At 66.2% G+C, this 26788-nt stretch carries 20 protein-coding genes and 1 tRNA gene; 1 reads left to right on the plus strand and 20 read right to left on the minus strand.

Annotated features, from left to right (window positions below; translation table 11 throughout):
• The first annotated feature begins 146 nt into the window (after positions 1-146).
• Positions 147-563, plus strand: coding sequence for a hypothetical protein (locus KME82_RS14190; protein WP_215494632.1), 417 nt, complete (start codon positions 147-149; stop codon positions 561-563).
• Here KME82_RS14190 and KME82_RS14195 read toward each other — a convergent pair.
• The 20 genes from KME82_RS14195 to nuoF all read right to left on the minus strand — a co-directional run bounded on the left by KME82_RS14195 (position 524) and on the right by nuoF (position 26782).
• Positions 524-2749, minus strand: coding sequence for a prealbumin-like fold domain-containing protein (locus tag KME82_RS14195; RefSeq protein WP_215494633.1), 2226 nt, complete (start codon positions 2747-2749; stop codon positions 524-526). The genes KME82_RS14190 and KME82_RS14195 overlap by 40 nt on opposite strands.
• Before the next feature lie 420 nt (positions 2750-3169).
• Entirely contained in the window at positions 3170-5278 is a 2109-nt protein-coding gene (gene pnp / locus KME82_RS14200; RefSeq protein ID WP_215494634.1) for a polyribonucleotide nucleotidyltransferase, read from the minus strand.
• A gap of 260 nt (positions 5279-5538) precedes the next feature.
• Positions 5539-5799 carry a 30S ribosomal protein S15 gene (gene rpsO / locus KME82_RS14205; RefSeq protein ID WP_036108532.1) on the minus strand — a complete coding sequence of 87 codons (261 nt, stop codon included), beginning with the start codon at positions 5797-5799 and terminating at the stop codon, positions 5539-5541.
• A 260-nt stretch (positions 5800-6059) separates the two neighbouring features.
• A complete protein-coding gene (locus KME82_RS14210; RefSeq protein WP_215494635.1) occupies positions 6060-6803 on the minus strand; it encodes a hypothetical protein in 744 nt (247 codons plus the stop codon).
• Positions 6804-6930: 127 nt separating this feature from the next.
• The gene (truB, locus tag KME82_RS14215; protein WP_215494636.1) at positions 6931-7863 is read right to left on the minus strand and encodes a tRNA pseudouridine(55) synthase TruB; all 933 of its coding nucleotides are present in this window, start codon (positions 7861-7863) and stop codon (positions 6931-6933) included.
• Complete coding sequence (locus tag KME82_RS14220; RefSeq protein WP_286673188.1) at positions 7847-8281, minus strand: GlcG/HbpS family heme-binding protein; 435 nt, start codon at positions 8279-8281, stop codon at positions 7847-7849. Before KME82_RS14220 ends, truB begins: the two co-directional genes overlap by 17 nt.
• A gap of 414 nt (positions 8282-8695) precedes the next feature.
• Entirely contained in the window at positions 8696-9109 is a 414-nt protein-coding gene (gene rbfA, locus KME82_RS14225) for a 30S ribosome-binding factor RbfA (RefSeq protein WP_215494638.1), read from the minus strand.
• A 134-nt stretch (positions 9110-9243) separates the two neighbouring features.
• Complete coding sequence (infB, locus tag KME82_RS14230; RefSeq protein ID WP_215494639.1) at positions 9244-11886, minus strand: translation initiation factor IF-2; 2643 nt, start codon at positions 11884-11886, stop codon at positions 9244-9246.
• 212 nt (positions 11887-12098) lie between these two features.
• Complete coding sequence (gene nusA, locus KME82_RS14235; RefSeq protein ID WP_215494640.1) at positions 12099-13586, minus strand: transcription termination factor NusA; 1488 nt, start codon at positions 13584-13586, stop codon at positions 12099-12101.
• Between the two features lie 98 nt (positions 13587-13684).
• Positions 13685-14305 carry a ribosome maturation factor RimP gene (rimP, locus tag KME82_RS14240; protein WP_215494641.1) on the minus strand — a complete coding sequence of 207 codons (621 nt, stop codon included), beginning with the start codon at positions 14303-14305 and terminating at the stop codon, positions 13685-13687.
• A gap of 300 nt (positions 14306-14605) precedes the next feature.
• A tRNA-Met gene (locus tag KME82_RS14245) sits at positions 14606-14682 on the minus strand.
• A gap of 595 nt (positions 14683-15277) precedes the next feature.
• Positions 15278-16723, minus strand: a complete 1446-nt coding sequence (gene nuoN, locus KME82_RS14250; RefSeq protein WP_056112565.1) for an NADH-quinone oxidoreductase subunit NuoN — start codon at positions 16721-16723, stop codon at positions 15278-15280.
• Between the two features lie 147 nt (positions 16724-16870).
• Positions 16871-18388: an NADH-quinone oxidoreductase subunit M gene (locus KME82_RS14255; RefSeq protein ID WP_215494642.1), complete on the minus strand. Its 1518-nt coding sequence runs from the start codon at positions 18386-18388 to the stop codon at positions 16871-16873.
• Positions 18389-18407: 19 nt separating this feature from the next.
• Positions 18408-20594: an NADH-quinone oxidoreductase subunit L gene (gene nuoL / locus KME82_RS14260; RefSeq protein WP_215494643.1), complete on the minus strand. Its 2187-nt coding sequence runs from the start codon at positions 20592-20594 to the stop codon at positions 18408-18410.
• A gap of 6 nt (positions 20595-20600) precedes the next feature.
• Positions 20601-20927: an NADH-quinone oxidoreductase subunit NuoK gene (gene nuoK, locus KME82_RS14265; RefSeq protein WP_036108545.1), complete on the minus strand. Its 327-nt coding sequence runs from the start codon at positions 20925-20927 to the stop codon at positions 20601-20603.
• A complete protein-coding gene (locus tag KME82_RS14270) occupies positions 20924-21571 on the minus strand; it encodes an NADH-quinone oxidoreductase subunit J (protein WP_215494644.1) in 648 nt (215 codons plus the stop codon). The genes nuoK and KME82_RS14270 overlap by 4 nt, the downstream gene beginning before the upstream one ends.
• Positions 21572-21579: 8 nt before the next feature.
• Positions 21580-22068 carry an NADH-quinone oxidoreductase subunit NuoI gene (gene nuoI, locus KME82_RS14275; RefSeq protein ID WP_036108548.1) on the minus strand — a complete coding sequence of 163 codons (489 nt, stop codon included), beginning with the start codon at positions 22066-22068 and terminating at the stop codon, positions 21580-21582.
• 17 nt (positions 22069-22085) lie between these two features.
• The gene (nuoH, locus tag KME82_RS14280) at positions 22086-23150 is read right to left on the minus strand and encodes an NADH-quinone oxidoreductase subunit NuoH (RefSeq protein ID WP_215499078.1); all 1065 of its coding nucleotides are present in this window, start codon (positions 23148-23150) and stop codon (positions 22086-22088) included.
• 15 nt (positions 23151-23165) lie between these two features.
• On the minus strand, positions 23166-25415 hold the full coding sequence (nuoG, locus tag KME82_RS14285) for an NADH-quinone oxidoreductase subunit NuoG (protein ID WP_215494645.1): 2250 nt from the start codon (positions 25413-25415) through the stop codon (positions 23166-23168).
• Positions 25412-26782, minus strand: a complete 1371-nt coding sequence (gene nuoF, locus KME82_RS14290; RefSeq protein ID WP_215494646.1) for an NADH-quinone oxidoreductase subunit NuoF — start codon at positions 26780-26782, stop codon at positions 25412-25414. The genes nuoG and nuoF overlap by 4 nt, the downstream gene beginning before the upstream one ends.
• Positions 26783-26788 lie beyond the last annotated feature (6 nt).

The raw sequence follows: 26788 nt of genomic DNA on the forward strand, positions 1-26788 counted from the left end.
ATCGGTTTCGACAAGCGGCGGGGCAAGAACCATCGCGACACGACACGACGATGCCGCAAGCTTAGACCGCTCCGGCGCCCATCGCGACCGCGTACGCGAGGAACGCCGACTCCAGCCCAAGCGTGCATAGCGCAGTCTAGTCCAGGATGTTTCGCGGCGACGCCGGTTCCGTCGCGACCATCGCCGGCTTCATCGGAAAGTGCCTCGTCGCGAACGAAGCGGTTCGTCGCGTTCTCTATGCGACCGGGCGACACAGGCCGCGCGCTCGGATCGCCCGTGCGGTCCGGCGGCACTCACGGGCGCAGCTCTGCGCCGATTCGACCGGTACCGGGATGATCACGCCGTTCCGCCGATCGCTTCGCGGCTCACGTGCTGAAGGACGTTCCGGGCAGGCGGGCGACACCGGCGCGTATCTATCGGCGCAAACCTGGGAGAACGAAGGCAACTCGGCCGCCATCGCATGCCCGCCGAGACGTGGCGACGACCGCCGCCACGTCCCTGCCACCCCGCCCGCACCGCCCGATCAATTCACCTGGCAGGCGAAGCTCAAGGTCGCACTCTGACCCGCCGCCAGCGTCGCCAGCACGATGCCGGTGGCGCCGGTCAAATCCGCGACGGTGAACGAGCCCGGCGGGACGCCATTGCCGGTGATGGTCACCGGATTGCCGGGCGCGCAGGTGATGCCCGCGGTGGGCGCGTCGCGCACCACCGCGCCGGTGATCGGCGTCACGCCGTGGTTGGTCGCCACCAGGGTGTAGGTCGTCGTCTGCGTCGCGTTGACCGTGTCGCCCGCCTGGTCCAACGGGCCGGCCGCCGGCGTATTGGTCTTGGTGATCGCAAGATCGGTGCTGCGGTGGGTGTTGGTGTAGGTGCAGACGATCGCCGTATCGGCCGCGCCGACGCTCAACCCGTCGGCCGGATCGGTATCGGCCGCGCCGGTACAGGCCAGGGTGGTGTCGTATACACCGCCGTTCGCCGCCGCCAGGGTCTCGGCCAGGGTCAGGCTGTCGCCGACGAAGCTCACCGTCGGCGTGGCGTCGGTATCGAGTTCGCCCGCGGCGCCGGCGTCGGAATCGAAGGTGTCGATGACCGTGCCGCCGCGCGAGGCCGTGATTGTCGCGTCGTCGCCCACCACCGCGGCGGCCCATTGCTTGCGCAGGGTCAAGTTCACGGCGCGCGGTGCGTTGGTGAAGGTGCACTGGACCTGACGCCCGCCCGTGGTCACCGATAGGCCGGCGAACGGCAAGGTCAAAGTGCGCGTGGCGGCGGCGTAGGTCGCGCTCTGCCCGGCCGCCAGACCGGTGCATGACGGCGTGCCGCTCACGTCCCAACCGGCCGGCAGCGTGGTTTCGGTGACCGTGGTGTTCGCGGTCAGGCTCGCGATCGTCAAAGTCTGCGCCGCGCCCGCCGTGCCCGGCGCGCCGGCCGCGGTGGTGACGATGGTGTGGTTGGCGACGCCGTTGTTGCCGCTGAAGCTGAAGCTGCCGGTGGTGTCCTGCGAGATCTTGGTGACGGTCAGGCGGTTGACCACCCATTCCATCGCAACGGTCTGCAGGGCCAGGTTGAGGCCGGTCGAGGTGGTGATGTTGTCCACCGCGCCGTCGCCGTTGTTGACCACGTTGTTGAACACGCCGGCCGTGTTGCTGACCACGTCCACGGCGATCGTGCAGGCGGTGGCGGTGCCGCCGTTGCCGCTGGGGGTGCCGGCCGGCAGATTGCCGTTGGTGACGGTGAGCGTGGTGCCGCCGGCGGTGGCGCTGGTGGTGGCCGTGCAACCGGCCGTGCCGCCGACCGCGATGTTCGGCGTGGCGGCGATGGTCACCCCGGCCGGCAAGGTCTCGGTGAAGGCCCAGCCGTTCTTGAGCAGGTTGTCGCCCGCGGTATTGGTGATGGTGAAGGTGATTCGCTTGGTCTGGGTGACGTAGTCGATCCCATCCACCGCCTTGGACAACGTGGGCGAAACGTCCACCGCGGTGAAGTTGTCCCAGGCCCAGTCGTTGCCCGCGCCGGAGGCCTGCTGGTTGGCGATGCTGAAGGTCATCGGGCCGTTGATCAGCCTGGCGCCGGTGCCGGCCGGAAAGTAAGTGGCCACCCGGCCGGGCATCGCGGCGGACACTCCCTTGGGTGGGATGTTGTAGGTTCTGACATCCGAGCCCATGGTGCACAAATCGGTATTGCCGGCACCGAGCTGGGTGCCGTTGAGCGAAAACGTGATCAGCGGATGGGCCGCCTGGCAGCTCTGCGCGGCGGCGATGAAACTGAAGGTCACGAAGCGGCTGTTGCCACCGGGCGGACGGGCAGGCAGCGCGATCGTCGCCGCGTTGGTGATCACGGTATTCGGGGCGCCCGGGTCGCCGCCGGTATAAGCGGTCAGGGCCAGGTTCTGGGTCGCTGCGACGCCCGCGTTGGTGGGATCTTGCCCGCCTGGAAGATTTGCCTGGTAAGCGCCCAGGCTAAGCGCGAGGCCTTGCACGCGGTTCCAGTTCACCTGGCCGCCACAGGCCGTGGAGCCCGTGGCGTTGTTGTCGGCCATCGCCCAGGACGATATCCGGCCGTTGCAGTTATTGGCGGTCCCCGACCAGACCGGGTTATTGGCCGTGTAGGTCATGTTGGTGGGAGCGGCGCCGGTGAAGTTGGTGATCGACGCTGGATTGCCGGCAGGCGTGACTGGAGTGCCGCTCGAGGTGACGGTGCCCCCGGTAAACGTCTCCTGGAAGATGGCTGTCTGCGCATAGACGGGAGAGGCCACGCCCAGGCCGCAGGCAAGCAACAGTGCAAGTGTTCCTCGGCGTGTGCCGGATACCGCCGCCTGCCGCGCCACTTCGCGACGCCCCGCCGCGCGGTTCAAGCCTGCCGCTGAGGTCGCGCAACCCGCGCGCCCGTTTACGTTTCCAGATCGCTTGCCCATTGCATCCCCTAGCACTGCAGTGGCGAAATCCGCCTTATTGCTTGCTATCGCCGAAAGCCCGGCGACCCGGACATGACGTGGTCGATCGCGTCCATCGCCGCCGGTCGAACGGATCGGCAAGCGGGTCTTGTGGACGCAGACACCGATTGGGGTGGGCGCCGCTGCAGCGGCAAACCCTCGGACAATCCAGACGGACCGCCACAAACGAAAAAACGGGCCGAAGCCCGTTTTTTCGAATCCGACAATGATGACGCGCGGCGATTACTCGGCCGCGACGCCCTCGCCTTCTTCCACGGCCTTGATCGACAGGCGGATGCGGCCCTGCTTGTCGACTTCCAGCACCTTGACCTTGACGATGTCGCCTTCCTTGAGCTTGTCGCTGACCTTCTCGACGCGCTCGCTGGAGATCTGCGACACGTGGACCAGACCGTCCTTGCCCGGCAGGATCGTCACGAACGCACCGAAGTCCATGATCTTGGCGACCTTGCCTTCGTAGATGCGGCCCGGCTCGACGTCGGACACGATCTGGTCGATGCGCGCCTTCGCGGCCTGCGCGGCGGCGGCGTTGACCGAGGCGATGACGATGGTGCCGTCGTCCTGGATGTCGATCTGGGTGCCGGTTTCCTTGGTGATCGCCTGGATGGTCGAGCCGCCCTTGCCGATCACTTCGCGGATCTTGTCCGGATGGATCTTCATGGTCAGCAGGCGCGGCGCGTACTCGGACAGCTCGGTGCGCGACTCGGTGAGGGCATGCGCCATCTCGCCGAGGATGTGCAGACGGCCGGCCTTCGCCTGGTCCAGCGCGACCTTCATGATCTCTTCGGTGATGCCCTGGATCTTGATGTCCATCTGCAGCGCCGAGATGCCCGTGGCGGTGCCGGCGACCTTGAAGTCCATGTCGCCGAGGTGATCTTCGTCGCCCAGGATGTCGGACAGGACGACGAAGTTGTCGTCTTCCTTGACCAGGCCCATCGCGATGCCCGCGACCGGCGCCTTGATCGGCACGCCGGCATCCATCAGCGCCAGCGAGCTGCCGCAGACCGAGGCCATCGAGGACGAGCCGTTGGACTCGGTGATTTCCGACACGATGCGGATGGTGTACGGGAACTCTTCCATCGTCGGCATCACCGCGAGCACGCCGCGCTTGGCGAGGCGGCCGTGGCCGATTTCGCGACGCTTCGGGCCCATCATGCGGCCGCACTCACCGACCGAATAGGGCGGGAAGTTGTAGTGGAACAGGAAGTGCTCTTTGTACTCGCCCGAGACGGCGTCGATGATCTGACCGTCGCGCGCGGTGCCCAGGGTGGCGACCACGATCGCCTGGGTCTCGCCGCGGGTGAACAGCGAGGAGCCGTGGGTGCGCGGCAGCACGCCGACGCGCGAGGCGATCGGACGCACGGTGTCGAGCGCGCGGCCGTCGATGCGGACCTTGGTGCTGAGCACCGAGTTGCGCATGGTCTGGTACTCGAGCTCGCCGAATTCCTTCGACAGCTCGGCGCCGTGCCAACCGTCGGCTTCGGCGCGGCCGGCGAGGCCCTGCAGCACGTCCTTCTTGATCGCGCTGATGGCGTCGCGGCGCTGCAGCTTGTCGCGCACCTGGAAGGCCTGGTCGAGCTGGGTGCCGACGGCTTCCTTGAGCGCGCCGATCAGCGCGTCGTTCTTGGCCGGAGCTTCCCACGAGGACGGCTTGGTGCCGGCTTCGACGACCAGCTCGTTGATGATGTTGATGACCTTCTGCATTTCGCGATGGCCGAACATCACCGCGCCGAGCATGACCTCTTCGGACAGCATCTTGGCTTCGGATTCGACCATCAGCACCGCGTTGGAGGTGCCGGCGACGACGAGTTCGAGCTCGGAGTCGAGCAGTTCGGTCGCGGTCGGGTTGAGCAGGTACTGGCCGTTCTTGTAACCGACCTTGGCCGCACCGATCGGGCCCTGGAACGGGGTGCCGGCCAGCGCCAGCGCGGCGGACGCGCCGATCAGCGCCGGGATGTCGCCGTCGACTTCCGGATTCATCGACATGACGGTCGCGATGATCTGGACTTCGTTCTTGTAGTCTTCCGGGAACAGCGGACGGATCGGACGGTCGATCAGGCGCGAGATCAGCGTTTCCTTCTCGGTCGCACGGCCTTCACGCTTGAAGAAGCCGCCCGGGATGCGACCGCCGGCGTAGAACTTCTCCTGGTAATCCACGGTCAGCGGGAAGAAGTCCTGGCCCTCGCGCGCGCTCTTGGCGGCGACGGCTGCCACCAGCAATACGGTGTCGTCCATCTTGACGATCACGGAACCGCCGGCCTGACGGGCGATTTCGCCGGTCTCCAGGGTTACCTGATGGTTGCCGTACTGGAAGGTCTTGGTAATTTTTGCCACGTTGGGTTCCTTCGGTATCTATGCGTTCCGGTCGGGGCCCTTGCCCCGCTCCGGTCGGCCGCCGGCGCAGCGACCTAGGGTTGGTGTGTCTCGCGCGCGTTCCGGTGCGCAGCGTCGCACGTGGCCTCGTGGGGCCGGTCCAGTTCGACGGTCGCGCTTGCGTACCGGCGCTGGCGGCGCTGCATCCTGCAGAGCCTGCGGACTTTCATGCCCGCCAAAACAAACCGCGGCGCATCGCTGCGCCGCGGTTGGGTGTCCGATTAACGGCGCAGACCGAGCTTCTCGATCAGGGCCTTGTAACGCTCGGCATCTTTACGCTTGAGGTAATCGAGCAGGCTGCGACGGCGGTTGACCATCATCAGCAGGCCACGACGGCTGTGGTGATCCTGCTTGTGCTGCTTGAAGTGACCGGTGAGCTGCTCGATGCGAGCGGTGAGCAGAGCGACCTGGACTTCCGGCGAACCGGTGTCGTTGGCGCCGCGCTTGTTGTCTTCAATAACCTTGCTGGTGTCGATCGACATGACGTATGTTCTCTGTAGATGCGGGGCCCGCAGAAGCGAATCGGTTGCGGAGTTACCGCCCCGACGCACCGCCTGGCCCGCCGCTTGCTTTAGGTGAGGATTGCCGTCCAAGCGGGCCTTCGAACCGAGGGCCGGTGCGAAGTGCTTGAAAAGCGGCGGAATTGTAACAGCCCGCGGCTACGATTGCGACCTGGATATACATCGGGCGTGCCCCGCTGCGGCGCTGGATCGAGACCCCCATGGTTCGCGCCGGCCGCGGCTCAGTTTCCGGCCTTGGCCCGTTCAGTTTTTTGCGCGCCTTTCGCGGCAGCTTGTTCAAGCGCCGCCTCGGCCTGCGCCCTGTTCTTGGCCGCCGCCTCCCTGGCGCGCCGAAATTTCTCCAATTGCGGGACCCTGAACACGCTGCCGTCGGCCGATCCGCCCGGCGGGGCGGCTTGCTCGCGCTGCGCGCGCAGACGCCGCAGGCCGGCCATCACCGCCTGAACATCGCCGTTGAGCTGCAGACGCCACTGCCCGTCGACCTTGCGCACGCTGATCACGTCCACCGTGGTCAGCGCGGTGTCGGCCAGCTCCAGACGGGCGACCGAGCGGGTGACCGCATGATACTGATCCTGACCTTCGGCGACGCCGCCCAGCACTTGAACCTTTTCGATCGTGATTCCCCCGGCCTGACGCATCACGCCGCCCAGAAAGGCCGCCAGAAATTCCGTATCGCTGAGCCGCGCGATCTGTTCGCCGGTCTTGCCGCCGAACATCGCCTGGATGCGCGGATCGAGCGTATCGCCCTGGAAGATCTCGGCGAACAGGCTGCGCACGTCCTTGAGCGCGACCGGGTCCATCAGCCGGGCCATGCACAGCCAGTCCTGGCGCGTGCTGCATTCGACGCTGGCCTCGACCACGGCTTGCGGGCCGCCGGCATCCACCGCAGCGGCTGAAACCGAAGTGGTCCCGGCCAGGGCGATGGCTGCGGCCAGCGCCAGAGGGCCTACGCGCTTGATGTTCATTGCGTCCTTGCTCCGTTCTGCCGCGTTCGTTCAAGCCTTGTGGCTTCCAGCTGCGTGCGTTCGACGCCGTCGGCACTTGAAACCATTGTTTGCGGAAGGCCGATCCGACAGTCGGCCCAACGCTCGATCAACCGCCCTGCGCCGCCCAGCGGAACAGGCGCTGCGGCTGCAGCCGCCCGTCGGCCTGGCGCAGGCCCAGGCCGAGGCAGCGCCCGGCTTCGCCGAAGATCGCCACCTGACCCGGTTCGCCGGCCTCGCAGGCCACCGCCTGGCCCTGGCCGAGCCGGTGCGCGGCCGCCAGATCGATCGAGACCCGGGCGAATTCGCTCAGGCCGGCTTCGATCGGCAACAGATGGGCGTCGAGGGCCACGTCGCTGCCCTGCTCGGCCAGCGCGCGCAGTTGTTCCAGGGTGATCATGCGCGGCTGCATGAACGGCTCGACCCACAGCCGCCGCAGCACGCTGACATGGGCGCCGCAACCGAGGGTCTCGCCGAGGTCGCGAACCAGGCTGCGCACGTAGGTGCCCGAGCCGCATTCGATGTGCAGTTCCAGGCGCGGGCCGTCGCGGCCGGTCAGGCTCAGCGCATGCACGATCACGTCGCGTTCGGGCGCCTCGATCGCTTCGCCGCGGCGGGCCTTGGCGTACAGCGGTTCGCCGCCCTGCTTGAGCGCGGAGTAGATCGGCGCGCGCTGGCGGATCGGGCCGCGCAGCGGCGCCAATGCGGCTTCGACCGCGGCATCGTCGAGGTCGGGCACCGGGCGCGTGAGCAGCGGCGCGCCGTCGGCGTCGTCGCTGTCGGTGGTCAGGCCGAGCACCGCGGTGGCCGTGTAGGCCTTGCGCGCGCCCAGCAGCAGGCCGGCGATCTTGGTCGCCTCGCCGAAGCACAGCGGCAACAGGCCGGTGGCCAACGGATCGAGACTGCCGGTGTGGCCGCCCTTCTCGGCGCGGAACAGGTGGCGCGCCTGTTGCAGGGCCTGGTTGGAGCTCAGGCCCTGGGGTTTGTCGAGCAGCAAGATGCCGTCGACGTTGCGCCAATTGCGTTTACGCGTCGTGTTCAAGCAACCCGTCCGCCCCTGCCTGTGCGATTTGCGCGTCCTGTACCGATTGCATGCCGGACACACCGATGGCGCCGATGATTTCGCCGCCCCGGATCAAGGGCAGCCCGCCGTCCAACGGCAGCAGATTGTCCATGCCGAGCAAGCGCATGCCCAGCCCGCCGGCAGCGACCGCATCCTCGAACACCTTGGTCGGGCGGCGGAACTTCACCGCCGTCTCGGCCTTGGCCTGCGCCACGGGAATGCTCCCATATTGCGCCTGATCGAGCTTGTGCAACATCACCAAGTGGCCGCCGCTGTCGACGATGGCGATCACCATCGGCCAGCCTTGCCGCTCGGCGGCGGCTTGCGCGGCGCGCATCACCCGGCTGGCGGTTTCCAGAGCTATCGGTGGACCGTAACGCGGTGGCAGCTGCGACATGCCAGGGCTCCTGGGACGGGGGGTGCGGCTTGCACGAATGGCAGGCCGTCCGGGTGAGGACGGGGGTGTCGGTCGTGGGAAGGCGTTGCTGCGCCGGGCCGGAATCGCAAGCGGGTTACAGTCGGGGCTGAAGCTCCCTCCCACAAAAAACTTCGTGGGCTCGAAGCGTGCCGGGCGATTGGCGGCAGCCAACTGCGGCAGCGCTCACCCGTGGCGCGTCAGGTTCCGAAGTTTTCTCATGCAGCCAAAGCCATCAGTCCGACTCGCAGCCTTGAGGTCTGCGTGGGAGGGAGCTTTTAGTCCACTCGCAACCTCGAAGTCTTTTGTGGGAGGGAGCTTCAGCCCCGACTCGCAGCCTCGAAGTCTATCGACGGACCTGCCGAATCCCATCAAGCCAGTCTCGGCAAGCGCCGGTCACTCCGGCTTGCCGCTACCCTCACCGCCTTCGCTGCCTTCGCTGCCTTCCTCGCGATCGACCAGATCGGGATGATCGCGCAACAAGTTGTCGATGCTTTCGCCGCGATCGACCGAGTCGTCGTAGTGGAAATGCAGCTCCGGCACGTGCCGCAGCTTCATCGCCTTGCCGAGCTGGTAGCGCAGGTTCGGCGCGAGTTCCTTGAGGTCCTTGACCGCCTCGAGCGAACGCTCGGGCTGCAGCGCGGTGACGAAGACCTTGGCATGGGCCAGGTCGCGCGAGATTTCCACGTCGGACACGCTGACCGACGGCAGGCCGTGCTCGCGCACGGCTTCATGCACGATCTTGCCCAGCTCGCGACGCAGCTGTGCGGAAACGCGATCGGTGCGGTGGAACGATTTGCTGCTTGGCATTGGTGTCCGGGAATCGGGAATCGGGAATCGGGAATCGGGAATCGGGAATCGGGAAAGTCAAAAGCCGGTGGGGAATCGGGGCAAGCAGGAATCGTCAGCAACGATTCCCGACTCCCGATTCCCCATTCCCGGCTTTACAGCGTGCGCTGAACCTCGATGCGCTCGAAGCACTCGATCTGGTCGCCCGGCTTGACGTCGTTGTAGGCCTTCACGCCGATACCGCATTCGGTGCCATTGCGGACTTCGTCGACGTTTTCCTTGAAGCGGCGCAGCGATTCGAGTTCGCCTTCGAACACGACCGCGTTGTCGCGCAGCACGCGGATCGGCTTGGAGCGCTTGACCACGCCCTCGACCACCATGCAGCCGGCGACCGCGCCGAACTTGGAGCTGCGGAACACGTCGCGAACCTCGGCGATGCCGATGATCTCTTCGCGGATTTCCACGCCGAGGATGCCCGACGCCACCTGCTTCACCTGGTCGATCACGTCATAGATGATCGAGAAGTAGCGCAGGTCGACGCCGTTGCCTTCGATGATCCGGCGAGCGGACGCGTCGGCGCGGACGTTGAAGCCGATCACCGTGGCCTTGGCGGTGGCCGCGGCGTTGGCGTCGGACTCGGTGATGCCGCCGACACCCGAGCTGATCACGTTGATGCGGATCTGGTCGTTGGACAGCGCGATCAGGGCCTGACGCAGCGCCTCGACCGAACCTTGCACGTCGGCCTTGATGACCAGGTTGAGGCTCAGCTGGCCCTCGCCCTTGCCCATCTGGGCCATGATGTCTTCCATGCGGTTGCCGGCGGCGGCGACCAGACGCGATTCGCGGCGCTTGGCGTCGCGCTGCTGCGCCACGTCCTTGGCCAGGCGCTCGTCCTCGACCACGACGAAGTCATCGCCCGCATCGGGCACGCCCGACAGACCGAGCACCTGCACCGGAATCGACGGACCGGCCTCTTCGACCTGCTTGCCGGTTTCGTCGAACAGCGCGCGCACGCGGCCGTATTGCACGCCGCACACGAGGTAATCGCCCTTCTTGAGCTGGCCCTGCTGGACCAGCACGGTGGCGACCGGGCCGCGGCCCTTGTCGAGCGAGGATTCGATCACCGTGCCGATGGCGCGGCCGACCGGCACCGCGCGCAGTTCCAGCACTTCGGCCTGCAGCGAGATCGCGTCGAGCAGATCGTCGACGCCGTCGCCGGTCTTGGCCGACAGCTCGACCATCTGGGTGTCGCCGCCGAAATCTTCGGCGACCACTTCCTCGGCCAGCAGTTCGTTCTTGACCCGCAGCGGATCGGCGCCGGACTTGTCGATCTTGTTGATCGCCACGATCAAGGGAACGCCAGCGGCCTTCGCGTGCTGTACGGCTTCCTTGGTCTGCGGCATGACGCCGTCGTCGGCGGCGACCACCAACACGACGATGTCGGTCAGCTTGGCGCCGCGCGCGCGCATCGAGGTGAACGCCGAGTGGCCCGGGGTGTCGAGGAAGCTGATCACGCCCTTCGGCGTTTCCACGTGGTACGCGCCGATGTGCTGGGTGATGCCGCCGGCTTCGCCGGAGGCGACCTTGGTGCGGCGGATGTAATCCAGCAGCGAGGTCTTGCCGTGGTCGACGTGACCCATGATCGTGACCACCGGCGGACGCGCGACCTTCTCGCCCTGCACTTCCTCGGCGTGCGCGATCAGCGCGTCCTCGGCGGCGTTGGCGTTGGTGCGCACCACGGTGTGGCCGAGCTCTTCGGTGACCAGCGCGGCGGTGTCGAAGTCGATGCTCTGGTTGATGGTCGCCATGACGCCCATCTTGAACAGCGCCTTGACCACGTCGCCGCCCTTGAGCGCGAGCTTCTGGGCGAGGTCGGCGACCGTGACGGTGTCGCCGATCGCGACGTCGCGCACGATCGGCGCGGTCGGACGCGAGAAGCCGTGCTGACCGCCGCCGGAACGCGCCTGCTCGTTGGAACGACGCTGCTGCGGACGGTTGCCGCCCTTGCCGCGCGAATTGGTGGTGCGACGCGCGCGGTCCGACGGGCTCAGGTGCAACTGGCCGGCGAAGCGGTTGGCCGCATCGTCGTCCTCGACCCCGGCGACCATCGCGTGCGAGCCGCGGGTCTTGTTGCGCGGCGCGTTGTGGTCGACGCGCGCCGGCGTGGCCGGTGCGGGCGGCTTGGGATGGCCGTGACCATGCGCCGCTGCGGGCTTGCGCACCGCGGCCGGCGTCGCCGCCGTCGGCGCATCGCTGACGCTCGGGGCGGCCGCGCTGGCGTCGGCGAGCTTGAGCTTGAGCTCTTCCTCGGCCTTGGCGCGCGCGGCGTCTTCGGCCGCCTGTCGCACCGCCGCGGCAGCATCGGCGCGACGCTTGTCGTCGGCGGCCAATTTTTCCTGCTCGGCGAGGTTGCGCTGCTTGGACTCTTCGAGCTTGCGCAGGATGTCGGCGCGCTCATCGCTCGGCGACATGGGGCCGTCGTTCGGCTTGACCAGCGTCACCTTCTTGCGCACGACCACATCGACGGTGGTGCGGTTCTTGCCGCCACCGACGGTGATTTCCTGCTTGCGGCTGCGATTGAGCGTGATCTTCTTCGCCGCTTCGTCGGTTTCGGCCGGTTTATCGGCCTTGCCGTGCGAGCGCTTGAGGAAGCCGAGCAGCTTGACTTTCTCGATACTGGTCACGACCTGATCGGGGCCGCTGAACTTCATGCCGGCCTCGGCCAGCTGTTCCAGCAACTTCTCGACCGGCGTGTTCACCAGTTCGGCCAGCTTGCGGATGGTGGTTTGCTGCGACATTCGGTTTTCCGTGTCCTTCTTGGCGTGGGACGCATCCCGCGCGTGATGGCGCCATTCTAGCCCCGCGCGCGCCCTTGCACCGGCTCGCGCAAGCCTTCCGGCCTGCCCGCGGACCGGGCCGATGCCCGATCCTGCGAATCCGAGGCCGGCCCAAGACCGTCCCCCGGTTTGCCGCAAGACGCCTCGCCGGGCCTCTTGCGACGCATCTCACCTCATTCGAACCAGTGCTTGCGCGCTTCCATGATCAGGGCGGCGGCACGTTCCTCGTCCACGCCTTCGATATCGGTCAACTCGTCGGTCGCCAGATCGGCCAGGTCGTCGCGCGTGACCACGCCGCGCGCCGCCAGGGTGAAGGCCAGCGCCTCGTCCATGCCGTCCAGCGACAACAGGTCGGCGGCCGGCTGGTGCTCGTCGAGCTCTTCCTCGGCGGCCAGCGCCTCGTTGAGCAGGGCGTCGCGGGCGCGGGCGCGCAGTTCCTCGACGATGTCCTCGTCGAAGCCCTCCACCGCCAACAGCTCGCCGACCGGCACGTAGGCGATTTCCTCGACCGTGCTGAAGCCTTCCGAGACCAGGATGCCGGCGATTTCCTCGTCGACCTCGAGCTTGTCCTGGAACAGCTGGCGGGCCGAATTCTGCTCGGCTTCCGACTTCGCCGTCACCTGGTCCTGGGTCATCACGTTGAGCTGCCAGCCCGACAGGCGGCTGGCCAGGCGCACGTTCTGCCCGCCCTTGCCGATCGCCTGGGCCAGACGGTCCTCGGCCACGGCCAGGTCCATCGAGTGCTTTTCTTCATCGACGATGATCGACTGCACTTCCGCCGGCGCCATCGCGTTGATCACGAACTGGGCCGGATTGTCCGACCACAGCACGATATCGACGCGCTCGCCGTTGAGTTCGTTCGACACCGCCTGCACGCGCGAACCGCGCATGCCGATGCAGGCGCCGATCGGATCGGTGCGGTTGTCGTGCGCGAGCACGGCGATCTTGGCGCGGTCGCCCGGATCGCGCGCGCAGGCCTTGATCGAGACCAGGCCCTGGCCGACTTCCGGCACTTCGAGCTTGAACAGCTCCATCATGAATTCCGGGGCGGCGCGGCTGATGAACAGCTGCGGGCCGCGCGGCTCGGTGCGCACGTCGAACAGGAAACCGCGCACGCGGTCGCCGGCGCGCAGCACGTCGCGCGGAATGCCCTTGTCCTTCGGGATGATCGCCTCGGCGTTGCCGCCCAGGTCGACGTAGATGTTGCCGCGCTCCACCCGCTTGACGATACCGGTGACCAGCTCGCCGACGCGATCCTTCCAGCCGTCGACGACCTGCGCGCGCTCGGCTTCGCGTACGCGCTGCACGATCACCTGCTTGGCGGCCTGCGCGGCGATACGGCCGAAATCGGGGTTTTCGATCTGCTCTTCGATGTAGTCGCCGACTTCCACGCCCTCGACTTCGTCGATCGCGTCCATCAGGCGGATCTGCCGGTCCGGCGATTCCATGACCACGTCGTCGGCGACGACTTCCATGCGGCGGAAGGTTTCGTAGTTGCCGTCCTTCTGGTCGATGCTCACGCGCACCAGCACGTCTTCGTCGTGGTAGCGCTTCTTCGCGGCCGACGCCAGCGCCGCTTCGATGGCTTCGAAGATGACCTCGCGCGGCACGCCCTTTTCGTTGGCGACCGCATCCACCACCAGCAACAGTTCCTTGCTCATTTCGTCACTCCGCACGGGTCGGCTCGCGGCCGCCGGCTATTCGGGTTGGTAATAGGCTGAAGCTTGGTACCGCTCTAAATTCTCGTACTTCTCAATGCTTATTTCTTTCGCGAAGCTCCCGGCTTCGAGGGCTTGTTCTTGCCCGGCCGGGCCTTCGGCTTGGGCTTGTCGGCGCGAGCAGGCGGCGGTTCGCCCTTGCTCGGCGCGAAACCCAATGCGGCCCAGTCCGGCACGATGCGGCCCTTGTCGATATTGCTGAACGGCACGGTGAAATGGCTGCCGTCCGGCGAGCCTTCGATCGCGAACGTCACCTGCTCGCCTTCCACCGCGACGATCTCGCCCTGCAGGCGGCGGCGGTTTTCGTGCGGCAGCTTCAGCGTGACCTTGGCGGTCTCGCCGACGAAGCGGCGGTAGTGCTCGAGCGTGAACAGCGGACGGTCGATGCCGGGCGAGGAGACTTCTAGGGTGTAGTTGCTGCTGATCGGGTCTTCGACGTCGAGCTGGGCCGACACTTCGCGACTGACCGCTTCGCATTCCTCGATGGTGACCGAGCGCGGCTGCTCGCCTTCGGCGTCGACATGCGCGGCCGGCACGTCGATGTAGATGCGCAGGGTCGCGTTGCCCGCCGCCGGCAGATATTCGATGCCGAGCAATTCCACGCCCAGCGACTCGACCGTCGGGGCCAGCAATGCGGCGATTTGCGTTGCCTTGTCCGTCACTCGCCAGCTCTCCGTTAGCGCTTGTAGGTAGGGATGTAGCGTTGTCAGACCGGGTGCGACTGGTGCAGCCCATCTTCGTACGCGAGGTTTCCGGCAATTGTTGCGTGCTCCGGCGCGATCGGAAAAGCGACCGCGCGGTACGTAGCGAATTGCGGAAACCGAAAAACAACAAGGGGCCCATTGGGCCCCTTGTCCGTACAACTGGATTTCGGTGTGTTCGCGCGAGCAGAGCGCGATCACAAAGCCCAAGCTTGCGGCCAAAAAAGAAAGCCTCGTGAGAGGCTTTCCATCAGCCGAAGCTGGTAGCGGGGGTAGGATTTGAACCTACGACCTTCGGGTTATGAGCCCGACGAGCTGCCAGACTGCTCCACCCCGCATCAGGCCGACCACTATAACGGCCGGCGGAACTTCCTGCAAGCGTTTAATCAGATTTACTTGATTCGCGCCTGCCGCTTCGAGACCGTTTGTTTCCGCGAGAAACTGCGTGGAAACGATGTCGTTACGTGAGCCCGCAATAATAGAGCGTGTTCAAAATATTTCAAGTCTTTTTTCGGTAATGGCATCGCGCGCGAGGAACAGCGAGGCGCCGGGCACGACAATCGCGTGCGTAATCGTTGCCGCGACGAGCATGGCATCGGCACGCGGGCCGCCTTGGGTAGGAGCGGCGTGAGCCGCGACCGTGGGGTGGCCGATCGCGTCGTAGACTGCGCAGCGGGCGCGGTGTCGTGGTCGCGGCTTGCGCCGCTCCTACAGGGGTAGGTTCGCGAGCCCAAATTGCTTCGACGCGCCGGCAGCATTGGGGTAAGAGCGGCGTGAGCCGCGACCGCGAGCTGTCCGATCGAGCCGAGACCTGCGCCGCGAGCGAGGTATCGCGGTCGCGTCGCGGCTTACGCCGCTGCAGGTTCGCGCCGCCCAAACGCATCGGGCCGGCATAAGGCCGGCCCGATGGCGAATCAATACGTTTGGCCCGGATCAGGCCTGGAACGCACGCAGGCACCATTCCATGATCGGATTCCAGGTCAGGCCCAGGGTCAGCAGCGCGAGCGCGTTGACCGCGAACACCACCCGCAGCGGGCGGTCCTCGCTCGGCGCCGGCATCTTGCCCTCGGGTTCGTCGAAGTACATCGCCTTGATCACGCGTAGGTAGTAGAACGCGCCGACCACCGCGAACACCACGCCGACGATCGCCAGCCACAGCATGTCGCCGTGCAGCGCGGCCTTGAGCACCGCCAGCTTGGCCCAGAAGCCCAGGAACGGCGGCAGGCCGGCCAGCGAGGCCATCACGCACAGGATCATCGCCGCCAGCCACGGGTTGCGCGCGTTGAGGCCCTTGTAGTCGTCGATCTTGTCGGCCTCGAAGCCGCGGCCCGACATCACGATGATCGCGCCGAACGCCGCGGCGGTCATCAGCGAATAGCTGATCACGTAGAACATCGCCGCGGCGAAGCCCTGCGGGCCGCCGCCGGCCATGCCGATGAACAGGAAGCCGACGTGCGAGACGGTCGAGTACGCGAGCAGTCGCTTGATATTGGTCTGGACCAGCGCGCTGAGATTGCCGATCGCCAGCGAGATCACCGCCAGCCCGGCCAGCAGCAGGCGCCAGTGGTCGTCGAGGCCGGCGGCGCCGACATCGAGCAGGCGGTAGGTCATGCCGAACGCGGCCAGCTTCGGCGCGGCGCCGATGAACAAGGTGATCGGGGTCGGCGCGCCCTGGTAGACGTCGGGCAGCCACATGTGGAACGGCGCGGCGCCGAACTTGAAGGCGATGCCGGCGACCACGAACACCACGCCGGTGACCATCATCAGCGAGGACGGACCGACCGAGCCGGCGACCGCGATCTGATCGAGCATCAGGCTGCCGGTGGCGCCGTAGATCAGCGACAGGCCGTACAGCAGCAAGCCCGAGGCCAGCGCGCCGAGCACGAAGTACTTGATCGCCGCTTCCGAGGCCAGCGGGCTGTCGCGGTCCACCGCGACCAGCGCGTACGAGCACAGCGCCAGCATTTCCAGGCCGACGTAGACCATCACCAGGCTGCCGGCCGAGACCAGGAACATCATGCCGGCGATCGCGAACAGCATCAGCACCGCGACCTCGCCCTTGTACAGGTTGCGCGCGCGCAGGTAGGGCCAGGTGTAGATCAGCGACAGGATGCCGACCACGCCGATGCCGAGCTTCAACCCGTCGGCGGCGGTGTCGCGCACGAACATGCCGCTGAGCACCGTGCCCTGCCCGCCCACGTCGAAGGCGATCAGCGCGGTCGCGATGGCGACCACGACGATCGAGGCGACGTGGGTGACGATGCGATTGCGCTCCTCGACGAACAGATCGAGCATCAGCAGCGCGAACGCGCCGATGACCACCACCAGTTCAGGCAGCAGGGGCATCAGGTCGGCGAAGGTCCGTACGGGCATGTTCATTAGTGAATCTCTTGGCGGATCAGGCCCTGGCGAGCCTTGCTCTAGGAACGAGTGGAGAGGAGTGGGAAGCGAGCTGCGGTGCCCGCGCTTGCCTCTCGTTCCTCACTGCTCGCTTCTACTCACTTGCGCGCGGGCAACGCCCGCGCCTTACAACTTGCTGGCGACGATCTGGGTGGCGAGATTGGCGATCGCCGGCTCCATCAGGTCGGTCAGCGGCTTGGGCCACAGGCCGAGCACCAGCACGCCGGCCGCGAATACACCCAGCACCAGCGCTTCGCGCGGGTTGATGTCTTCCAGCTCGGCGACGTGCGCGTTGCCCACTTCGCCCCAGATCACTCGCTTGACCAGCCACAGCGTGTAGCCCGCGCCGACGATCAGCGTGGTCGCCGCGCCGAAGGCGATCAGCGGATGGGCCTGGAACGAGGCCAGGATCACCATGAACTCGCCGACGAAACCTGACGTGCCCGGCAGACCGGAGTTGGCCATCGCGAACAGCACAACGAACGCGGCGAACCACGGCATGACATTGGCCACGCCGCCGTAATCCTTGATCATGCGGCTGTGCATGCGGTCGTACAGCACGCCGACGCAGGTGAACATCGCGCCCGACACGAAGCCGTGGCTGATCATCTGCACCATCGCGCCCTGCAGGCCCAGTCGCGCGGCATCGCTGCCATGCACGTCGCCGTTGTGGACCAGGGTGAAGGCGATGAAGGTGCCCAGGGTGACGAAGCCCATGTGCGAGACCGACGAGTACGCGATCAGCTTCTTCATGTCTTCCTGGACCAATGCGACCAGGCCGACGTAGATGATCGCGATCAGGCTCAGGCCGATCACCAGCCCGGCGTACTCGTGGCCGGCATCGGGCACGATCGGCAGGACGAAGCGCAGGAAACCGTAGCCGCCGATCTTCAGCATGATCGCCGCCAGGATCACCGAACCGGCGGTCGGCGCCTCCACGTGCGCGTCCGGCAACCAGGTATGGACCGGAAACATCGGCACCTTGACCGCGAACGCGATCAGGAAGCCGAAGAAGATCCACATCTGCTCGGTCGCGGTGAGCTGCAGCGCGTACATGTCCGCGAGCTGCCAGCTGCCGCCCTTGAGGTACAGGTAGATCAACCCGACCAGCATGAACACCGAGCCGAGGAAGGTGTACAGGAAGAACTTCACCGACGCGTACACGCGGCGCGGGCCGCCCCACACGCCGATGATGATGAACATCGGGATCAGCATGCCTTCGAAGAAGACATAGAACAGCAGCGAGTCCAGCGCCGAGAACACGCCGACCATCAGGCCTTCGAGGATCAGGAACGCGGCGTAGTACTGGCTGACGCGCTTGTCGATCGAGGTCCAGGCGCTGATCAGCACCAGGGTCGAGGTCAGCGTGGTCAGCGCGATCAGCGCCGCCGAGATGCCGTCCGCGCCGAGGTGATAGCGGATGTCGTAGCTGGGAATCCACGCGCGCTGCTCGACCAGTTGCATCGAGGCGCTGGTGAAGTCGCCGTGGGTGAACATCGTCAGGCTCAGGCCGAAGGTGACGATGGCCACGATCAGCGCGAACCAGCGCGCGGCGTTGGCGCGTTCGTTGCCGAACGCGAGGGTGGCGAAGCCGCCGAGAATCGGCAGCCAGATCAGGAGGCTAAGCAAGGGCACGGGGCTCACGTCTCGGGTCCTTGTGTGGTTATTGCCAGAACCGGATGACGACGGCCAGCAGAACAATCAGGCCGATAATCATCGCGAAGGCGTAGTGGTAGAGGTAACCGGATTGGACCCGGCGGGTCAGGTTGGCGATGAAGCCGACCAAGCCGGCGCTGCCGTTGACGATCGCACCGTCGATCAGCTTGCTGTCGATCGCGCGCGAAGCCTTGCCGATCTGCACGCCGCCGCCGGCGAAGCCGTCGATCCAGAGATTGTCCATGCCGTATTTGTTTTCCAGGATGCGGATCGGCAGCTTGAACAGCTTGGCGGCCTTGGCCGGAAGTTCCGGTTTCCACAGGTACATGATCGTGGCCAGCGCGAAGCCGGAGAAGGCGAGCCAGAACGCCGGCGCGGTGAAGCCGTGCAGCGCGAACTTGATCGGGCCGTGCCAGGCTTCTTCGCCGACCTGGGCGATGGTGTCGCGCGCGGCCGCCAGGTCGATCGCGCCGAGGAAGAACGGCAGCTGCTTCTCGTGACCGAGCCAGTCGGTGCCGAACAGCATCGGGCCGGCGGTGAAGAAACCGATCAGCACCGACGGGATCGCCAGCAGGATCAGCGGCAGGGTCACCACCCACGGCGATTCGTGCGGCTCGTGCGGGCCATGGTGGCCGTGATCGTCGTGGGCGTGATCGTCGTGCTTGCCATGGCCGTCGTGCGCATGCGCGGCGTGATCGTCATGCGCGTGTGCGTCGTCGTGGTGCGCGTCATGACCGTGATCGGCATGCGCGTCGCGGAAACGCTCCTTGCCGTGGAAGGTCATGTACAGCAGGCGGAAGCTGTAGAACGCGGTCACGAAGGCGCCCAGCAGCACCGCCCAGTAGGCGTACTGCGAGATCCAGCTGGCGTGTTCGCCGTGCGCGGCGTGCGCGGCGGCTTCGATGATGGTGTCCTTCGAGTAGAAACCGGCGAAGAACGGCGTGCCCACCAACGCCAACGTGCCGAGCAGGCTGGTCCAGTAGGTGATCGGCATGTACTTGCGCAGGCCGCCCATCTTGCGCATGTCCTGCTCGTGGTGCATGCCGATGATGACCGAGCCGGCGGCCAGGAACAGCAGCGCCTTGAAGAAGGCGTGGGTCATCAGGTGATACACCGCCGCCGAGTACGCCGACACGCCGAGCGCGACGGTCATGTAGCCCAGCTGCGACAGGGTCGAGTACGCGACCACGCGCTTGATGTCGTTCTGCACGATGCCGATCAGGCCGGTCCAGAACGCGGTGGTGGCGCCGATGAACAGCACGAAGTTCAACGCGGTCTGCGACATCTCGAACAGCGGCGACATGCGCGCGACCATGAAGATGCCGGCGGTCACCATCGTCGCGGCGTGGATCAGCGCCGAGATCGGGGTCGGGCCTTCCATCGAGTCGGGCAGCCACACGTGCAGCGGAACCTGCGCCGACTTGCCCATCGCACCGATGAACAGACAGATGCAGATCGCGGTCGGCGCCGACCATGCGACAGGCTGGTCCAGCAAGGTCCAGGTGTGGCCGAACAGCGAGATGCTGCCGCTCCAGATCGGAATGGTCTTGTCGGCCAGGGTGCCGGCGTTGGCGAACACGGTGCCGTAGTCGAGCGAACCCAGGATCGACAGCACCCCGGCGATGCCGAGCAGGAAACCGAAGTCGCCGACGCGGTTGACCAGGAACGCCTTCATGTTGGCGAACACCGCGGTTGGCTTCTTGAACCAGAAACCGATCAGCAGGTACGACACCAGGCCCACCGCTTCCCAGCCGAAGAACAGCTGCAGGAAGTTGTTGCTCATGACCAGCATGAGCATCGAGAAGGTGAACAGCGAGATGTAGCTGAAGAAGCGCTGGTAACCCGGATCCTCGGCCATGTAGCCGATGGTGTAGATGTGGACCAGCAGCGAGACGAAGGTGACGACCACCATCATCATCGCGGTCAGCTTGTCGACCATGAAGCCGACGTGGGCCTCGTAGCCGCCGATCTGGAACCAAGTGTAGACGTTCTCGTTGAACGGCGAGGCGCCCTGCCCCACGAGTTGCCACAACACGTACATCGACATCGCGCAGCTGGCCGCGACGCCGAGGATGGTGATGGTGTGCGAGCCGGCGCGGCCGACTTTGCGTCCGAACAGGCCGGCGACGATGGCGCCGATCAGCGGCGCCAGCACGATCGCGAGCAGGATGGACTTGGAGATTGCGGGTTCCATGCCGGATCAGCCCTTCATCGTGTCGATTTCAGCGACGTTGATCGTGCGCCGGTTGCGGAACAGCGTGACCAGGATCGCCAGGCCGATGGCGGCCTCGGCGGCGGCGACGGTGAGGATGAAGAACACGAACACCTGACCGGCCGGATCGGCCAACTGGCGCGAGAACGCGACGAAGTTGATGTTGACCGCGAGCAGCATCAGCTCGATCGACATCAGCAACACGATCACGTTCTTGCGATTGAGGAAGATGCCGGCGACGCTGATGCAGAACAGCACCGCGCCGAGGGCGAGATAGTGGCCCAGGGCCAGGCCCGACCCGATGAATTCGTTCATGGCTTGGCCTCCTGCGCGGCGGGCTCGGTGGGCGTGGGTTCTTCGACCACCGCGGGCTTGGTTGCGTCCATCTTGATCAGGCGCACGCGGTCGCTGGCGCGGACCCGCGACTGCTCGCTCGGATTCTGGTGCTTGGCGCCGGGACGGCGGCGCAGGGTCAGCATCACCGCGGCGATCACCGCCACGGTCAGGATCACCGCGGCGACCTCGAACGGCAGCAGGAAGTCGGTGAACAAGGCCATCGCCAGCCACTTGGTGTTGGAGCCGCCCGAGGCGTCGGCGGTCAGCGGCGCGACGATGCTGGCCTTGACCCCGATCAGGGTGACCATCTCCACCAGCATCACCACCGCGACCAGCAGGCCGACCGGCAGATAGCGGACGTAGCCTTCGCGCAGCGGCGCGACGTCGATGTCGAGCATCATCACCACGAACAGGAACAGCACCATCACCGCGCCGACGTAGACCAGGATCAGGGCCACGCCGAGGAATTCGGCGCCGGCGATGATCCACACGCAGGCGACCGAGAAGAACGTCAGCACCAGGCTGAGCGCGGCATGGACCGGGTTCTTGACGCTGATCACGGCCACGGCTGAAAGCGTGGCCGCGGCGGCGAAGACGAAGAAGGCGATCTGGGCGAGATCCATATCAGTACTCAGCGGAAGGCGGCGTCGGCGGCGCGGCGCTCGGCGATCTCGGTTTCGAGACGGTCGCCGATCGCCAGCAGCTGCGGTTTGGTGACGATGTTCTGTCCGCGCTGTTCGAAGTGGTATTCGTGGATATGCGTTTCCACGATCGAGTCGACCGGGCAGGACTCCTCGCAGAACCCGCAGAAAATGCACTTGAACAGGTCGATGTCGTAACGCGTGGTGCGGCGGGTGCCGTCGGCGCGTTTTTCCGAGTCGATCGTGATCGCCAGCGCCGGGCACACCGCCTCGCACAACTTGCAGGCGATGCAGCGCTCTTCGCCGTTGGGATAACGGCGCAGCGCGTGGATGCCGCGGAAACGCGGCGACTGCGGGGTCTTCTCCATCGGGTACATCAGCGTGTACTTGGGCTTGAACAGGTACTTGAGCGTCAGCCCGAGGCCCTGCATCAGCTCGATCAGGAGCAGACTCTTGAAATAGGAAACGATGCGATTCATGTCGAGGATGCCTGTCCTTACACGTTCGGCAGGAACACTTTGTAGTACGCCATGACGGCGACTACGCAGATCCAGGCGATGGTCAGCGGGATGAAGACCTTCCAGCCCAGCCGCATGATCTGGTCATAGCGGTAGCGCGGGAACGAAGCACGGAACCAGATGAAACAGCTGGCGAAGAAGAACACCTTGGCGAACAGCCACCACCAGCCGTCGACCGACAGCAGCGGAATGCCCAGGCCCTGGAACGGGCTCAGCCAGCCGCCGAGGAAGAAGATCGCGGTCAAGAAGCTGATCAGGATCATGTTGGCGTATTCGGCCAGGAAGAACAGCGCGAACGCCGAACCCGAATACTCGACCATGTGACCGGCGACGATTTCCGACTCGCCCTCGACCACGTCGAACGGCGCGCGATTGGTCTCGGCCACGCCGGAAATGAAATACACCACGAACAGCGGCAGCATCGGCAGCGCGAACCATTCCAGCGCGCCGGCGTTGCCGGACTGCGCCATCACGATGTCGGTGAGATTCAGGCTGCCGGCGCCGACCATCACGCCGACCATGGCGAAGCCCATGGCGATTTCGTAGGACACGACCTGCGCGGCGGCGCGCATCGCGCCGAGGAAGGCGTACTTCGAGTTCGACGCCCAACCGGCGAGGATGATGCCGTACACGCCCAGCGAGGTCATCGCCAGCAAGTACAGCAAGCCTGCGTTGGCGTTCGACAACACGGCTTTCGCATCGAACGGCACCACCGCCCAGGCCGCGAACGCCGGCGCCAGGGTCAGCAGCGGCGCGAGCTTGTACAGGAACGACTCGGCCTTGGTCGGCTGGATCACTTCCTTGAACAGCAGTTTGAACACGTCGGCGAAGGCTTGCAGGATGCCCATGCCGACGTACATCGGACCGCGGCGCACGTGCATCCAGCCGATCAGCTTGCGTTCCCAGACCACGTAGAACGCGACGGTGATGATCACCGGCATCGCGATCAGCAGGATCTTGAGCACGATCCAGGCCACCGCGCCGGCCATGCCGAACGACAGGAACCATTCGCGCGTCGGGTCGACGACCTGGGTGAAGAACATTCCATCGGCCATGGTTTAAGCCCTCCCCGCCTGCACGCGGCCGGCACCCAGCGGTGCGGTGGCGCCATGCCCGCTTTCGATCCACACCGTGCCCGGCGCGACCTGCGCGCTGAGCACGACCGGCAACGTCGCCGTGCCGGCCTCGGCGCTGAACTTGCCGACCATGCCGTCGCCGAAACCGAGCGCGGCCGCATCGTTGGGATTGAGCACGGCGCGCGGTTCCAGGTTGAGCGGATGCGATTGCAGCGCCGGCGCGCGGCGTACGGTGGCGTCGCTGCGGTAGATCGCGGTCGACACGGCGACTTCGAGCCCCTCGCCCGTCACCGTCACCGTCACCGTCACCGTCGGCGCGCGGCCCGCGGCCGGCGTGACGGCGCGCGGCGCGATGCCGGCGCGCAGACCGGCCAGATCGGTGAACGCGAAGCCATCGGCGTTCAATTCGCCGCCGAGCGCGCGCAGCACGCGCCAGCCCGGACGCGCTTCGCCCGGCAGCTTGCCGCCGGCCGACGCGTTCTGGGCGATGCCGTCGAGATTGGTCAAGGTCGCATCGACCTCGGGCAGCAGGCCGATCGGCAGGATCACGTCGGCGACGGCCTTGGTCGAACGGCAGGCGTAATGGCTGAAGGCCACGACCTGGGCCGCGCCGAGCGCGCGCAGCGCGCTTTGGGTATCGGCGAAATCCAGGCCCGGCTCGATGCCGTAGATCACGTAAGCGCTGCGCGCATCGCTGAGCATGCCGACAGCGTCGCGCGAACTCGGCAATACGCCGTACTGGGCCAGACCGACGGCGTTGGCGCCCTGCGGAATGCGGCACAGCTTGGCGCCGGTCGCATCGGCGAGCGACTTCGCGGCGGCGCGGATCGAAGCGGCGTACGGGCCGTTCTCGGCCAGCGCGCCGACGATGATCGCGGCGTGCGAACCGGCCTTGACGATCTCGCTCAGCGCGCTGTCGCCGAGCGCGGCGGCGAGCTGCGACGGCGCGACGATGCGCTTGCTGGCGATGTCGAAGGTGAAGTCGAAATCGACCGGGTTGACCACGTGGATCTTGGCGCCGCGGGTGAACGCCTTGCGGACGCGCTGATGCACCAGCGGCAGTTCGTGACGCAGGTTGCTGCCGACGATCACCACCACATCGGCCTGGTCGATCTCGGCGACCGGCATGGCGAAGGTTTCGGCCACGGCAGCGTCGGACAGATCGTGCTGCGAAATGCGGTGATCGATATTGCCGGTAGCGAGCGCTTCGGCTAGGCCCGCGAGCAGCGCGCCTTCTTCGTTCGACGTCGCCGGATGCACGAGCACGCCGAGATTGTCGCCGGCGTTGTCGCGCAGGATCTTCGCCGCGCGCGCCAGCGCCTCATCCCACGACGCCTCGCGCCACTCGCCGTTTTCCTTGACCAACGGCCGCTGCGCGCGATCTTCCGCGTACAGACCCTGGTGCGAATAACGGTCGCGGTCCGACAGCCAGCACTCGTTGACCGCTTCGTTGTCGCGCGGCACGGTGCGCAGCACGTCGCCGCGGCGCAGATGCAGGAACAGGTTGCTGCCGAGCGCGTCGTGATAACCGAGCGACTCGCGCGCGGTCAGTTCCCACGGACGCGCCTTGAACTGGAACACCTTGTTGGTCAGCGCGCCGACCGGGCACACGTCGATGACGTTGCCCGACAGCTCGGTGGTCAACGGCTTGCCGTCGAAGGTGCCGATCTGCAGGTTCTCGCCGCGGTACATGCCGCCGAGTTCATACGTGCCGGCGATTTCGGCGGTGAAACGGACGCAGCGCGTGCACTGGATGCAGCGGGTCATTTCGGTCGCGACCAGCGGACCGATGTCCTCGTCGGGCACCACGCGCTTGCGCTCGGAGAAACGGCTGACCGAACGGCCGTAGCCCATCGACAGGTCCTGCAACTCGCACTCGCCGCCCTGATCGCAGATCGGGCAGTCGAGCGGATGGTTGACCAGCAGGAACTCCATCACGTTGCGCTGCGACTTCAACGCCTTTTCGCTGCGGGTGACGACCTTCATGCCGTCCATGACCGGCGTGGCGCAGGCCGGCGCCGGCTTGGGCATCTTCTCGACTTCGACCAGGCACATGCGGCAATTCGCCGCGATCGCCAGCTTGTCGTGATAGCAAAAACGCGGGATCGGGATGCCGGCCTTGTCGGCGGCCTGGATGATCATCGAACCCTTCGGCGCGGCCATCTCGACGCCGTCGATGAAGACGGTGACGTGGTCGGGCGGAAGATTCGGGTTTACCGGCTGGGCGCTCATGCAGCCACCTTCTTCTCGACCACGGTGCCCGCGGCCTGATCGTCCACCAGGAACCGCTTGTTGACGATCGCGTACTCGAACTCGTCCCAGAAGTGATGCAGGAAGCCCTGCACCGGCCACGCGGCGGCTTCGCCGAACGCGCAGATGGTGTGGCCTTCGATCTGGCCCGCGGCGGCGCGCAGCATCTGCAGGTCTTCCAAGGTCGCGTGCTTGTCGACGATGCGGGTCAGCATGCGGTACATCCAGCCGGTGCCTTCGCGGCACGGCGTGCATTGGCCGCAGCTTTCCTTGAAATAGAACCGCGCGATGCGCTGGCACGCGCGCACCATGCAGGCGGTTTCGTCCATCACGATGACCGCGCCCGAGCCCAGGCCGGAACCGGCCTTCTGCAGCGAGTCGTAGTCCATCGTGCAGGCCAGCATCTGTTCGGCCGGCAGCACCTTCATCGACGAACCGCCGGGAATCACGGCCTTGAGCTTGTTGCCGTTGCGCACGCCGCCAGCCATCTGCAGCAGATCGGCGAACGGAGTGCCCAAGCGGATTTCGAAATTGCCCGGGTTGGCGACGTGGCCGGACACCGAGAAGATCTTCGGGCCGCCGTTGTTGGGCTTGCCCAGGTTCAAGAACCACTCCGCGCCGTTGCGCAGGATCGCCGGCACCGAGGCGTAGGTCTCAGTGTTGTTGATCGTGGTCGGCTTGCCGAACAGGCCGAAGTTCGCCGGGAACGGCGGCTTGTAGCGCGGCTGCCCCTTCTTGCCTTCCAGCGATTCCATCAGCGCGGTTTCTTCGCCGCAGATGTAGGCGCCGGCACCGAGCGCGCCGTAGATGTCGATGTCCACGCCGCTGCCGAGCACGTTCTTGCCCAGCCAGCCGTTCTCGTAGGCTTCCTTCAGCGCCTGCTCGAAATGCTCGAACGGCTCGTGATGGAATTCACCGCGCAGGTAGTTGTAGGCCACCGTCGAACCGGTCGCGTAGCAGGCGATCGCCATGCCCTCGACGACCGAATGCGGATTGAAGCGCAGGATGTCGCGGTCCTTGGCGGTGCCCGGCTCGGATTCGTCCGAGTTGCACAGGATGTACTTCTGGGTGCCGCTGCCCTTGGGCATGAAGCTCCACTTCAGGCCGGTCGGGAAACCCGCGCCGCCGCGACCGCGCAGGCCCGAGGCCTTGACCGCGTTGATGATCTCGTCCTGCGGGGTCTTCTCGGTCAGGATCTTGCGCAGCGCGCTGTAGCCGCCGGTCTTCAGATAGTTTTCGTACGACCACGGCGTGTCGTAGTGCAGCGTCGTATAGACGACCTGGTGCTCCTGCGGAGCCGGGCCGACCGGGCCGTAGCCCTTGGAATAGTCGTGGTGACCGTGAGCCATCTCGCC

The sequence above is a fragment of the Lysobacter capsici genome (assembly GCF_018732085.1).
Taxonomy (GTDB): domain Bacteria; phylum Pseudomonadota; class Gammaproteobacteria; order Xanthomonadales; family Xanthomonadaceae; genus Lysobacter; species Lysobacter capsici_A.

What these genes read in the sequence shown, in the direction of transcription:
- KME82_RS14190 (WP_215494632.1), top strand. Translation starts at nt 147, where the DNA reads ATGTTTCGCGGCGACGCCGGTTCCGTCGCGACCATCGCCGGCTTCATC.
- rpsO (WP_036108532.1), bottom strand. Translation starts at nt 5,799, where the DNA reads ATGTCGATCGACACCAGCAAGGTTATTGAAGACAACAAGCGCGGCGCC.
- KME82_RS14210 (WP_215494635.1), bottom strand. Translation starts at nt 6,803, where the DNA reads ATGAACATCAAGCGCGTAGGCCCTCTGGCGCTGGCCGCAGCCATCGCC.
- KME82_RS14220 (WP_286673188.1), bottom strand. Translation starts at nt 8,281, where the DNA reads ATGTCGCAGCTGCCACCGCGTTACGGTCCACCGATAGCTCTGGAAACC.
- rbfA (WP_215494638.1), bottom strand. Translation starts at nt 9,109, where the DNA reads ATGCCAAGCAGCAAATCGTTCCACCGCACCGATCGCGTTTCCGCACAG.
- infB (WP_215494639.1), bottom strand. Translation starts at nt 11,886, where the DNA reads ATGTCGCAGCAAACCACCATCCGCAAGCTGGCCGAACTGGTGAACACG.
- nusA (WP_215494640.1), bottom strand. Translation starts at nt 13,586, where the DNA reads ATGAGCAAGGAACTGTTGCTGGTGGTGGATGCGGTCGCCAACGAAAAG.
- nuoN (WP_056112565.1), bottom strand. Translation starts at nt 16,723, where the DNA reads ATGAACATGCCCGTACGGACCTTCGCCGACCTGATGCCCCTGCTGCCT.
- nuoL (WP_215494643.1), bottom strand. Translation starts at nt 20,594, where the DNA reads ATGGAACCCGCAATCTCCAAGTCCATCCTGCTCGCGATCGTGCTGGCG.
- nuoK (WP_036108545.1), bottom strand. Translation starts at nt 20,927, where the DNA reads ATGAACGAATTCATCGGGTCGGGCCTGGCCCTGGGCCACTATCTCGCC.
- KME82_RS14270 (WP_215494644.1), bottom strand. Translation starts at nt 21,571, where the DNA reads ATGGATCTCGCCCAGATCGCCTTCTTCGTCTTCGCCGCCGCGGCCACG.
- nuoI (WP_036108548.1), bottom strand. Translation starts at nt 22,068, where the DNA reads ATGAATCGCATCGTTTCCTATTTCAAGAGTCTGCTCCTGATCGAGCTG.
- nuoH (WP_215499078.1), bottom strand. Translation starts at nt 23,150, where the DNA reads ATGTTCTTCACCCAGGTCGTCGACCCGACGCGCGAATGGTTCCTGTCG.
- nuoG (WP_215494645.1), bottom strand. Translation starts at nt 25,415, where the DNA reads ATGAGCGCCCAGCCGGTAAACCCGAATCTTCCGCCCGACCACGTCACC.
- nuoF (WP_215494646.1), bottom strand. Translation starts at nt 26,782, where the DNA reads ATGGCTCACGGTCACCACGACTATTCCAAGGGCTACGGCCCGGTCGGC.